At 65.5% G+C, this 11,741-nt stretch carries 10 protein-coding genes and 1 tRNA gene; 3 read left to right on the forward strand and 8 right to left on the reverse strand.

Annotated features, from left to right (window positions below; translation table 11 throughout):
- Positions 1-203 precede the first annotated feature (203 nt).
- The 7 genes from DWF00_RS16705 to DWF00_RS16730 form a co-directional block, all read right to left on the reverse strand.
- Positions 204-404: a helix-turn-helix domain-containing protein gene (locus tag DWF00_RS16705; RefSeq protein ID WP_245974007.1), complete on the reverse strand. Its 201-nt coding sequence runs from the start codon at positions 402-404 to the stop codon at positions 204-206.
- A gap of 133 nt (positions 405-537) precedes the next feature.
- Entirely contained in the window at positions 538-1,674 is a 1,137-nt protein-coding gene (locus tag DWF00_RS29135) for a hypothetical protein (RefSeq protein WP_147283827.1), read from the reverse strand.
- A gap of 2 nt (positions 1,675-1,676) precedes the next feature.
- Complete coding sequence (locus DWF00_RS16710; protein ID WP_245974008.1) at positions 1,677-2,978, reverse strand: tyrosine-type recombinase/integrase; 1,302 nt, start codon at positions 2,976-2,978, stop codon at positions 1,677-1,679.
- 94 nt (positions 2,979-3,072) lie between these two features.
- Positions 3,073-3,148, reverse strand: a tRNA-Thr gene (locus DWF00_RS16715).
- A gap of 79 nt (positions 3,149-3,227) precedes the next feature.
- Positions 3,228-4,175, reverse strand: coding sequence for a prephenate/arogenate dehydrogenase family protein (locus tag DWF00_RS16720; RefSeq protein ID WP_114832285.1), 948 nt, complete (start codon positions 4,173-4,175; stop codon positions 3,228-3,230).
- Positions 4,172-5,281 carry a histidinol-phosphate transaminase gene (gene hisC / locus DWF00_RS16725; RefSeq protein ID WP_114832286.1) on the reverse strand — a complete coding sequence of 370 codons (1,110 nt, stop codon included), beginning with the start codon at positions 5,279-5,281 and terminating at the stop codon, positions 4,172-4,174. Before hisC ends, DWF00_RS16720 begins: the two co-directional genes overlap by 4 nt.
- Positions 5,282-5,315: 34 nt before the next feature.
- A complete protein-coding gene (locus tag DWF00_RS16730) occupies positions 5,316-6,149 on the reverse strand; it encodes a chorismate mutase (protein WP_114832287.1) in 834 nt (277 codons plus the stop codon).
- A 319-nt stretch (positions 6,150-6,468) separates the two neighbouring features.
- Here DWF00_RS16730 and metX point away from each other — a divergent pair, with 319 nt between their 5' ends.
- Together metX and metW are read left to right on the forward strand one after the other, a co-directional pair.
- A complete protein-coding gene (gene metX, locus DWF00_RS16735; protein ID WP_114832288.1) occupies positions 6,469-7,638 on the forward strand; it encodes a homoserine O-acetyltransferase MetX in 1,170 nt (389 codons plus the stop codon).
- A 148-nt stretch (positions 7,639-7,786) separates the two neighbouring features.
- Complete coding sequence (metW, locus tag DWF00_RS16740; protein ID WP_114832289.1) at positions 7,787-8,407, forward strand: methionine biosynthesis protein MetW; 621 nt, start codon at positions 7,787-7,789, stop codon at positions 8,405-8,407.
- Between the two features lie 151 nt (positions 8,408-8,558).
- On the opposite strand, the gene clpB is transcribed toward metW, so the two are convergent.
- Positions 8,559-11,177: an ATP-dependent chaperone ClpB gene (gene clpB / locus DWF00_RS16745; RefSeq protein WP_114832290.1), complete on the reverse strand. Its 2,619-nt coding sequence runs from the start codon at positions 11,175-11,177 to the stop codon at positions 8,559-8,561.
- 176 nt (positions 11,178-11,353) lie between these two features.
- Here clpB and DWF00_RS16750 point away from each other — a divergent pair, with 176 nt between their 5' ends.
- Positions 11,354-11,680, forward strand: a complete 327-nt coding sequence (locus DWF00_RS16750; protein WP_114832291.1) for a DUF2293 domain-containing protein — start codon at positions 11,354-11,356, stop codon at positions 11,678-11,680.
- Positions 11,681-11,741: the final 61 nt, after the last annotated feature.

Consider the following 11,741-nt stretch of genomic DNA (forward strand, 5'->3'; position numbering starts at 1 on the left):
ATCAGCGGCCCTCCCTGAGAAGGCCGGCCAGCCGAGCCATATCGAGAGCGAGCGCCTGAGAGACGGTGACCCGGCCTAAAATCAGCTTGAGCGCCAAGGCCTGTGTGGTAAGTTCGGAAGTGCTTGCTGCCGAGCTAAGCGAAATTCCGGACCCGACGCGCGCCCTGCCAGGCGTCGTCGGGTTCATCGTTTCAAGCTGCATATCAGGCCGCCTTCCGTTCGCCAGAGGGAAGGGCGTCGAGCCAGGTCTTCAGATCATGCGCCGCGATCAGCGTGCGGCGTCCATACTTGCGAGCCTTGATCCGGCCTGCGCCAATCTCAGCGTAAAGGGCGGTAAGCCCGATACCGATAGACCGTGCCGCCTGCTTAGGCGGATACGCGAGAGGCATCTCTTCGAGGTGCATGGATTTGTCCTCAATCGCCCGCATTCGGGTGAACGCAACTGAGCGGGTGAGGACGAAATTGGCTGCGGATCAGCGCCTTCGCGATTTGTTCATTTGTTCGGGGAGGAAAGACCCGAACAATGGGCCGGACAATTCACCCTAGGCGTTTTCGTCCTCGGGTGAGGTCTGGGGCGTGCTGTTGCCAGAGCTTCTGGAATGAGTCGCGGGACACTTCAGGCAGGCTAGATTTTCGCCATGCCTCGCTTCTTCTCCAGTCTGGCCACGCGCCTGAATGAGCGGCTCTCAATGCCTCAATGTCGGCCGAGCTCGCCGCTCTCTTTTTTGGCATGGGAGCCGGTGACGTTTCATCGAGTAGGCCGGAAACCCAGCTCCTTAATGAGGATCGCAGTACGGTGACATCATTCCACCTCAGCGCGTGGGGCGTGTCGTCCCGAAACCTTGCATACGATTCCATATCTCCGCGTTCAGGGTCGATATCGACCCCCCCGCCGTCGTGCGTTACGGCCAGATCATGGGCGAAAACGGCGACGGGAATGGCTTCGGGGCGCCCCACCGTCGCGCAGGTACCGAACAGCTTGATCTTTCCTTGGCGCGCCTGAACGAGCAGGGCAGCCCCCGTGCGAGCCCGGCGTGCTGCTGCCACTAACGGGGCCATATCTGCCGGCGGCACGAGATAACCAAAAGACAGGACGCTGAGGGCCTGAGCGAGCAGTACCCAATCGCCGCCCGGCATCTGGTCCAAGCTCGACAACTCAATCTCGGGGGCCAGCGCCCAAGGCGTTCGGCCTATCAAGTCTGCACCCGCAACCGAGTTCAACGCCGGAAGTTGGAGGCGGATGAACCTCTCCAGTTCATCGCCCCGGACAAACACTGGCGCACCACCTGTTTCAGGTCCAGGACAGGTCAAATGATGAAGCTCCGTGCTCAAGCCGGGAACGCCGAATGAAATGGCTTCAATCCAACGTTCGCGGTTAGCGAGTTCGGCTGGTTCGCCGGTCTTCGCATCGCGGATCATCGCGCGAAAATGACCTGAAGCCAGTGCCGTGCGCATCAAACGCTCGACCCGCCTTCGCGATTCATCGTAGGCATTCCAGGCTTCATTGGGAGCGCCCACCCAGTTGCCGCCGAACTCCTTCGAAAATTCTTCGTCGGGAACGCGTTGGCTGAGCGCGAGGAAATGCTTCTCACTATCCTCGATTGTGCGCCAAGCGCGCTCAAAGGCGTCTGATAGCCACTCATGGCCATTCGGCAGCGTGTGTGCAGCGCCCATTCCTATCGCTCCGCCGGCCAGTGAAACTTGGCGCCCGCGCGCATCAGGTCAACCTGATCCGCCCACCACTGAGCCATCTTCACCCGTTCTTCCCAGTACTCACCACGAGCATAAGCACGCCGTACCTTATTCGGCTCCTCGTGGGCCAACGAGCGCTCGACGGCATCGGCGTGCCATAGCTTCGACTCGTTGAGCAGCGTTGACGCGCTGGAACGAAAACCGTGAGCCACGTGCTCTTCGTTGGCGTATCCCAAGCGCCGCAGGGCGGCGTTCAGGGTATTCTCACTCATCGGACGCTTGGTCGAGCGCATCGATGGAAAAAGCAAAGCGGACTGCGCATCGTCGCGAAGAGGCTCGGTCGCGTCGCGCAATTCCTCCAGCAGCACTATCGCCTGGTGAGGCAGCGGCTTGTAATGCTCGATACGCATTTTCATGCGGTCTGCGGGGATCAGCCACTCCTTCAGCTGGAAATCGAATTCCTCCCATCGCGCGAACCTCAGCTCGCCAGGCCGGGGATAGAGCATCGCCATCAGCTGAAGAGCTGTGCGTGTGGTCGGTTGTCCGTCGAACCCATCGATTGCGCGCAGCAATTGCCCAAGCTGCTTTGGCTTCGTGAGAGCCGCATGGCTGACCGTGACAGGCGCTTGAATGGCTCCCCGGAGAGCAGCAGTTGGGTCGCTGACAACCAGTCCATCTATGATGGCCGCGCGAAAAACTTCGCTGAGCGTGGATCGTAGTCGCTTGGCTGTTTCGAGGTGATTTTTCTTTTCGAGCTTGCGAAGCACCGCGAGGGTTTCAGCGCTTGTGATTTCGCCTATGGGCCGCCTTCCGAGATCCGGACGTGCCAAGCCAAGCAGCCACCGAACCTTGCTGAGCGTGCGTTCAGCCTTGTTGGCCTTCTCTTTGGCCTCGATCAGCATATCGGCCCGAACGTTGAAGGTAGCACCGCGAGCGCTGGCGGCGGTCAACTTCGCGACCTTCTTTTCGGCTGATGGGTCCTTCCCATCCCTCAGTTGCTTCTTCGCGGCATCACGACGCTCACGGGCGGTTCTCAGGTCGATCTCTGGGTATGGCCCGATCGCGAGCTTTTTCTGCTTGCCGTCAATTCGGTAGGCCAAACGCCAGAGTTTCGATCCGGTTGGCATCACCCATAACTGAAGCCCCTCCCCGTCCGAGAGCTTCACGACCTTGTCCTGAGCCTTTGCGTTCCTGATGGCGACGTCGGTAAGTGGCACTGTTGGCCTCGGGTTGATGGCCTCCTCAAGGAGTCCAACAATTGGGCCAACAAATGCGGCGACTGTCAACGAACGCCGCCGAACGTCAGTGGACAGAAAGCATAGAAAAACCGGCCTTTTGAGCCGGTTCGTGAACGTCAGCGAATGTCGGTGAACGGGAGTGTGGTGCCGCTTGAGGGATTCGAACCCCCGACCCCCTCATTACGAATGAGGTGCTCTACCAGCTGAGCTAAAGCGGCAACGCGTGGGGCTCTACCAGCCCGGCCGATTCTTGGCAAGAACGAAGCGGACAAAACCGACGGAATGGACGCGCTCCCGTCAGGGTTTGCGCAGCTTTTCGGTCTCGGGCTTTTCCTGGCCGAGCGCGATGATGCCGCGGCGGATGGCGCGGGTGCGGGTGAAGTGCTTGTGCAAGGTCTCGCCATCGCCGAAGCGGATGGCTCGCGTCAGGATCGACAGATCCTCGCTGAAGCGGCCGAGCATCTCCAGCACCGCCTCCTTGTTGTGCAGGAAGACGTCGCGCCACATGGTCGGGTCGGAGGCCGCGATGCGGGTGAAGTCGCGGAAGCCGCCGGCCGAGAACTTGATCACCTCCGACTGCGTGACAGCCTCCAGGTCCTCGGCCGTGCCGACGATGTTGTAGGCGATCAGGTGCGGCAGATGGCTGGTGATGGCGAGCACGAGGTCGTGGTGCTGCGCGGTCATGACCTCGACCAGCGCGCCCATGCCCTCCCAGAAATGCCGGGTCCTGGCGATTGCGCCGGCATCGGTCCCCTCAGGCGGGGTCAGGATGCACCAGCGGTTGAGGAAGAGGCTGGGGAAGCCGGCATCGGGGCCGGAATTCTCGGTGCCCGCGACCGGATGGGCCGGGACGAGATGCACGCCCTCGGGCACATGCGGCAGAACGGCCTCGACCACCGCGTTCTTGACCGAGCCGACATCCGAGAGAATGGCGCCCGGCTTCAGGCTCGCCGCGATCTCCGCCGCGACCGCGCCGCAAGCGCCGACCGGGACGCAGAGGATGACGTGGTCGGCGTCGCGCGCCGCCTCGGCCGCGGTATCCGCGATCTCGTGGCCGAGGTCGAGCTCGCGGGCGCGGGTGCGCACGGCCTCGTCGCGGTCGCTAAGCACGATGCGGCCGGCGAGGTTGAGCTCCTTGGCGGCATGGGCGATCGAGGAGCCGATCAGGCCGATGCCGATGATGGCGAGCCGGCCGAAGAGCGGCTCGTCGCGGCGCGGCGCGAAGCTTTCCGACGGCGCCGTCACGCCGCCTTGCCCAGGAACTCGGCCAGGGCCGCGACGACGAGCCGGTTCGCCTCTTCCGAGCCGATGGTCATGCGCAGGGCATCCGGTAGGCCGTAGGCGGCGACGGCGCGCAGGATCAGGCCGCGCTGGGTCAGGAAGGCGTCGGCCTCCCTGGCGCTCTTGGCCGCGTCCTTGGGGAAGTGGATCAGGATGAAGTTGCCGACCGAGGGCGTGACTGAAAGTCCGAGCTTCTCCAGCTCGGCCGTGGTCCAGGCCAGCCACTTGTCGTTGTGCTCGATCGCGGCGGCAACATGGGCCTCGTCGGCAATCGCGGCGCTGCCAGCCTCGATCGCGGCGCCGTTGACGTTGAACGGGCCGCGGATGCGATTGAGCGCATCGACGAGATGGGCGGGTCCGTAGAGCCAGCCGAGGCGCAGGTTGGCGAGGCCGTAGATCTTCGAGAAGGTCCGGGTCATCACGACGTTCTCGCTGGTCGCGACCAGTTCGAGGCCCGAGGCATAATCGTTGCGGCGGACATATTCGGCATAGGCGGCGTCGAGCACCAGCAGCACGTTCGCCGGCAGGCCGGCATGCAGGCGCTTGACCTCGTCGAAGGGCAAATAGGTGCCGGTCGGGTTGTTGGGGTTGGCGAGGTAGACGATCTTCGTCCTGGGCGTCACGGCCGCCAGGATGGCATCGACATCGGCGGTGAAGTCCGTCTCGGGCACGACCACCGGCTTGCCGCCCGCCGCCATGATGGCGATGCGGTAGACCAGGAAGCCGTGCTCGGTGAAGACGCCCTCGTCGCCGGGGCCGATATAGGCGTTGGTGAGCAGCGAGAGCAGCTCGTCCGAACCCGAGCCACAGATGATGCGGGCGGCGTCGAGCCCGTAGCGGCCGGCAATCGCCTGGCGCAGCTGCGTCGCGGAGCCGTCGGGGTAGAATTCGAGCTTGCTGGCGAGCGCGCCATAGGCTTCGGCCGCCTTGGCGCTGGGGCCGAGCGGGGTCTCGTTCGAGGAAAGCTTGTGCAGCTTCACGCCGGCCGGGGCGGCCGATTTGCCGGGCACATAGGCCTGGATGTCGAGGACGCCGGGGCGCGGGACGGGGCGGGACGCAGGCGTGGTCATGAGCGTGGACCTTGCAGGAATGTCGGTTTGAAGATCAGCGGGTGGGCTTGAAGGCGAAGCGGGCAGCGTGGCTGCCGATCTCGGCGAAGTCGCTGAGGCCCGCGGGCGCGAGCGCGGCGCGGATCGCGGCCTGGTCCGACTCGCCGGAGGCAGCGACGAGCAGCGAGAGATGCGAGCCGTCGGCGGCGCTGGCGGAGACCTCCGCCAGATGCTGGGCCAGGCCGGCGCGCAGAGCGTCCGACCAGCGCTCGACCCTGGCAGCATAGAGCACGATCTCGCGCACGGCGGCGTCGGCCAGCGGCTTGGCGATGCAGTAGACCGGCGTGCCGGCCGGATGGTCGCGCCGCTCGATGAAGGGCAGGCGCGCGATGATCTTTGGCCTATCGGAGCCGATCAGGTCGCGCCACCAGACACCGGCGCTGGCGCCGAGGTCCATGCGGAAGATACCGAGATCGCCGGCCGACTCGGCCACCGCCGAGATGACCGCCTGCGCGTCCTCGTGGGTGACGAAGGGCACGGTGAAGCCGAAATGGAAGCGGGCGGAATCGCGCATCGCCGCGTCGCCGCCGGAGACGTCGGCATGAACGGAATAGTTGGCCTGCACATAGGTGAAGGTCGCGATGATCGTGCGCCAGATGCTCTCGATCGTGTCGAGCGGCAGCAGGCCGCGATGCGAGAGCGCGAGGCGCTTCATGATGTCGGCCTCGCGGCCAGGCCGGAAGGCCGAGCCCGACACTTGAGTCTTCTTCACCGCGATCAGCGTCTCGATGATCGAGGAGCGCTCCATCAGCAGCGCGTGCATTGTGGAATCGATGCGGTCGATCTCGCTGCGCAGGTCGGCAAGGGTCGTCGGGGCGGTTTCGGTCATGGCAGGCAGCGCGAGGCGCTTCTCTTTCGCTTGTCTCAACCCTCATCCTGAGGAGCCACCATCGTCATTGCGAGCGCAGCGAAGCAATCCAGGGGTCTCGCGCAGTCCCTCTGGATTGCTTCGTCGCTACGCTCCTCGCAATGACGGCGGAGGAACTGCTCCTCAGGATGAGGGCTGAGGTTCGCCTAGGCTCTTAGCGCCGACAAAGGATATTGGCAAAGCCGCGCGTTGACAGAGCCGCGCCGTCGCGGCATCGGTAAGTTCGATCTTTCGAACGAGCCGGCCGACAAGACAAATCGGCCTGCCAAAGCGGACGATAATGCGCGACGACGTTCAAAGCCTTGCCGACCCGCTGAAAGAGGCCAACGAGCCGTCGAGCCCGGTGGCGCGCTTCGGCAGCGACATCCCGCTGCTGATGGATTGCGGCGTCGCGCTCGATGCCTGGCAGATCGCCTACCAGACCTATGGCGAGCTCAACGCGGCGAAATCGAACGCCGTGCTGGTCTGCCATGCCCTGACCGGCGACCAGCATGTCGCCAGCCGCAACCCGATCACCGGCAAGGGCGGCTGGTGGACGGCGATGATCGGCCCGGGCAAGCCGATCGACACCGAGCGCTTCTTCGTCATCTGCGCCAACGTCGTCGGCGGCTGCACCGGCACGACCGGCCCGGCCTCGACCAATCCCGAGACCGGCAAGCCCTGGGGCCTCGGCTTCCCGATGGTGACGATCCGCGACATGGTGCGGGCGCAGGCGCATCTCATCGACGCGCTCGGCATCGACAGCCTGTTCTGCGTCGCCGGCGGCTCGATGGGCGGCATGCAGGTTCTGGAATGGGCGGCGAGCTATCCGCAGCGCGTGTTCTCGGCCCTGCCGCTCGCCACCGGCGCCAAGCACTCGGCCCAGAACATCGCCTTCCACGAGGTCGGGCGACAGGCCGTGATGGCCGACCCGGACTGGCGCGGCGGGCGCTATCTCGAAGAGGGCACGCGCCCGGCCAAGGGCCTGTCGGTGGCGCGGATGGGTGCGCATATCACCTATCTCTCGGAGCAGGCGCTGCACCGCAAGTTCGGCCGCAAGCTGCAGGACAGGGAGGCGCCGACCTTCTCCTTCGACGCCGATTTCCAGGTCGAGAGCTATCTGCGCCACCAGGGCATCAGCTTCGTCGAGCGCTTCGACGCCAACTCCTATCTCTACGTGACGCGGGCGATGGATTATTTCGACCTCGCCGCCGACCATGACGGCGTGCTGGCCAAGGCCTTCACCGGCACCAAGACGCGCTTCTGCGTGGCGTCCTTCACCTCGGACTGGCTGTTCCCGACCACCGATTCGCGCGCGATCGTGCATGCGCTGAATGCCGCCGGTGCGTCTGTCTCCTTCGTCGAGCTCGAGAGCGACAAGGGCCACGACGCCTTCCTGCTGGAGGAGCCGAACCTGTTCGCGACGACGCGCGGCTTCCTCAACGCGGCGGCGCGGGCGCGGGGATTGTGATGAGCCGAATGACGCGCCTCCCCCGTCATGCTCGGGCTTGTCCCGAGCACCCACGTCTTGACCACCGCACTCGACAAGCGAAGACGTGGATGGTCGCCACAAGGGCGACCGTGACGGCACAGCGCGATGAGACGGCGGGAGCCACGCCATGGCGCTGAGCGAATACACCAACCGCATCGACCTCAAGCTCGTCGCCGAGATGGTCACGCCGGGCTCGCGCGTGCTCGATGTCGGCTGCGGCGATGGCGAGTTGCTGGCGCTGCTGGCCGATACGCGCCAGGTCGATGCGCGCGGCATCGAGCTCTCGCGCGAGGGCGTCGCCGGCTGCGTGGCGCGCGGGCTCTCGGTGATCCAGGGCGATGCCGATACCGACCTGTTCGAATACTCCGACGATTCCTTCGACTACGTCATCCTGTCCCAGACCATCCAGGCGACGCGCGAGCCGCGCGTCGTCCTGGAGCAGATGCTGCGCATCGGCCGGCGCGCCATCGTCTCCTTCCCGAATTTCGGGCATTGGCGCATGCGCGGCCAGGTCTTCTTCCTCGGCCGCATGCCGGTGACCGACGCCCTGCCCTATTCCTGGTGGGACACGCCCAACATCCATTTCTGCACGATCCGCGATTTCGTCACGCTCTGCGACGAGGTCGGCGCCGTGAAGGAGCGCGCGGTCGCGCTCAACGCTGCCGGCGGCAAGGTCGGCGTGAGCGCGCCCTGGTGGTTCTGGAACCTCTTTGGCGCGCAGGCGGTGTTTTTGCTGAAGCGGGGATGATCCTTCTCCCCTCGGGGGAGAAGGTGGCAGCGCAAAGCGCTGACGGATGAGGGAAGTCAGGCGCTGACATGGAAAAGGGCCGCGAAAGCGGCCCTTCCCTCATCCGTCGCCTTTGGCGACACCTTCTCCCCCGAGGGGAGAAGGGTTCAAGTCAATTCAGCGCCACCCCAACCGGGCGCTTCTCCTTCACGACCGAGACATCGCCGAGCATCAGGCCGGCCGGCCCGACCGTCACAGGCAAGGTCTCGCCGTCATGGACCTTGCCGGCAAGCAGCAGCTCGGCCAGCGGGTCCTGCACCGATTTCTGGATCACGCGCTTGAGCGGGCGGGCGCCATAGGCCGGGTCATAGCCCTTGTTGGCGAGCCACTCGCGCGCCTCCTCGGAGAGGTCGAGCACGATCTTGCGGTCGGTCAGCAGCTTGGCCAGCCGCTCCATCTGGATGTCCACGATCGCGCCCATGTCCGCACGGCGTAAGCGATGGAACAGGATGATGTCGTCGATGCGGTTCAGGAATTCCGGCCGGAAGGCCTGCCTGACCACGCCCATGACCTCGTCGCGCACCGCATCGCTGTCCTGGCCTTCAGGCTGGTTCACCAGATACTCGGAGCCAAGGTTCGAGGTCATGATGATCAGCACGTTGCGGAAATCGACCGTGCGGCCCTGCCCGTCGGTGAGGCGCCCATCGTCCAGCACCTGGAGCAGGACGTTGAAGACGTCGGGATGGGCCTTCTCGACCTCGTCGAAGAGCACGACCTGATAGGGCCGGCGGCGCACGGCCTCGGTCAGCGCCCCGCCCTCCTCGTAGCCGACATAGCCGGGAGGCGCGCCGATCAGGCGGCTGACCGAGTGCTTCTCCATGTACTCGGACATGTCGAGGCGGACCATCGCGGTGTCGTCATCGAACAGGAACGACGCCAGCGCCTTGGTCAGCTCGGTCTTGCCGACGCCGGTGGGGCCGAGGAACATGAACGAGCCGATCGGCCGGTTCGGGTCCTGCAGGCCGGCGCGGGCGCGACGGACCGCGGTCGAGACCGCCTCCACCGCCTCGCGCTGGCCGACGACGCGCGCCGCCAGAACCTCCTCCATGCGGAGCAGCTTCTCCTTCTCGCCCTGGAGCATGCGGTCGACCGGGACGCCGGTCCAGCGGCTGACGACCTGCGCGACGTGATCAGGCGTCACCGCCTCCTCGACCATGCCGGAGGTCTCGCCGACAGCCTCGATCTCGGCGAGCACCTTCTCGAGCTGCGGGATCTCGCCATAGGCGAGCTCGCCGGCGCGCTGGTACTCGCCCTTGCGCTGCGCCTGGGCCAGCTCGGTGCGGGCATTGTCGAGCTTGGTCTTGATCTCCGCCGCCTGGCCGAGCTTGTCCTTCTCCGCCTTCCAGCGCGCGGTGATGCTGGCCGAGCGGCCCTCGAGCTCGGCAAGCTCCATCTCCAGGCGCTTCAGGCGCTCCTTGGAGCCGGTGTCGCTCTCCTTCTTGAGCGCCTCCTGCTCGATCTTCAGGCGGACGATCTCGCGGTCGATCGAGTCGAGCTCCTCCGGCTTGGAATCGACCTGCATGCGCAGGCGCGCCGAAGCCTCGTCGACGAGGTCGATCGCCTTGTCGGGCAGGAAGCGGTCGGTGATGTAGCGGTTCGACAGCGTCGCAGCCGAGACCAGCGCCGAATCCGTGATGCGGACGCGGTGGTGCTGCTCGTACTTCTCCTTCAGGCCGCGCAGGATCGAGATGGTGTCCTCGACACTCGGCTCGTCGACGAAGACCGGCTGGAAGCGCCGGGCCAGCGCCGCGTCCTTCTCGACGTATTTGCGGTACTCGTCGAGCGTGGTCGCGCCGATGCAGTGCAGGTCGCCGCGCGCCAAAGCCGGCTTGAGCAGGTTGGAGGCGTCCATCGCGCCATCGCTCTTGCCAGCACCGACGAGCGTGTGCATCTCGTCGATGAACAGGATGACGCCGCCATCGGCGGACGAAACCTCGTTCAGCACGGCCTTGAGCCGCTCCTCGAACTCGCCGCGATATTTCGCGCCGGCGATGAGCGAGCCCATGTCGAGCGCCAGCAGCTCCTTGTCCTTCAGGCTCTCCGGCACGTCGCCATTGACGATGCGCAGCGCCAGGCCCTCGGCGATGGCGGTCTTGCCGACACCTGGCTCGCCGATCAGGACGGGGTTGTTCTTGGTGCGGCGGCTGAGCACCTGGATGGTGCGGCGGATCTCCTCGTCGCGGCCGATGACCGGGTCGAGCTTGCCGTCGCGCGCCGCGGCGGTGAGGTCGCGGGCGTATTTCTTCAGCGCATCATAGCTCTGCTCGGCCGATGCGGAATCGGCCGTGCGGCCCTTGCGGATCGCCTCGATCGCCGAGTTCAACCCCTGCGGCGTCACGCCGGCCTTGGCGAGCGCCTTGCCGGCCTCGGTCTCCTTCTCGATCGCCAGCGCGAGCAAGAGCCGCTCGACCGTGACGAAGCTGTCGCCGGCCTTGTCGGCGGCCTTCTCGGCCGTATCGAAGACGCGGGCGAGGCCCGGCGTCAGGTGCAGGCCGGCGGCGCCCCCACTGACCTTCGGAAGCTTGGCGAGGGCCGCGTCCGTCAACTGCAAGGCAAGCCGCGACTGGCCGCCGGCGCGGTCGATCAGACCGGCCGCCATTCCCTCGTTATCGTCGAGCAGCGCCTTGAGCAGATGCTCGGGCGTGAACTGCTGGTGGCCGTCGCGTAGCGCAATGGTCTGCGCCGCCTGCAGGAAGCCCTTGGCCCTGTCGGTATATTTCTCGATGTTCATCTCGTCACTCCGCCCGCCGCTGCGCCCCGTGGCGACGCAATCGGCTGCCTTTCATTGGGATAGGGCTCCCAAGGGACACCCTTCGCGACAGAGATAGGTGTGGCATCCGCGCAACGTAAGAGGGGGCGGCGCAGGACGCATTGACGAGTGTCGAATTTGCGGGGCAGCCTCGCGCCATGGCTGGGACCAAGAGGCAGCAGGCGATTCGCAGGGCGCTGAGGGCGCTCGCACCCGGCATCCCGCTGATCGACGCAGAGGCCGTGGTCACGCTGGCCGAGCGCCGGCACATGAAGGAGCTGCCGCCCTCGACCGCGCTCTGGCTCGCGCTCGGCAGCCATGTCCGGCACAGCCATACCGATTACGACCGCCTGCTCGACGAGGGCTATGAGCGCGACGCGGCGCGCTTCTTCGTGGTCGAGGAGACCGACGCGGTGCTGTCGAGCTGGGGCTGCCAGCGCTCGGTGGCCGATGGCGAGGAGACCGAGGCGGAGATCGATGCGTGAGCGCGATCGAAATCACTAAAAGGACTTGATCGCATTAAAAGGATTTGATCACACTCCCGCA

It is taken from the genome of Allobosea caraganae, from assembly GCF_003351345.1.
In the GTDB taxonomy this organism is placed as follows: domain Bacteria; phylum Pseudomonadota; class Alphaproteobacteria; order Rhizobiales; family Beijerinckiaceae; genus Allobosea; species Allobosea caraganae.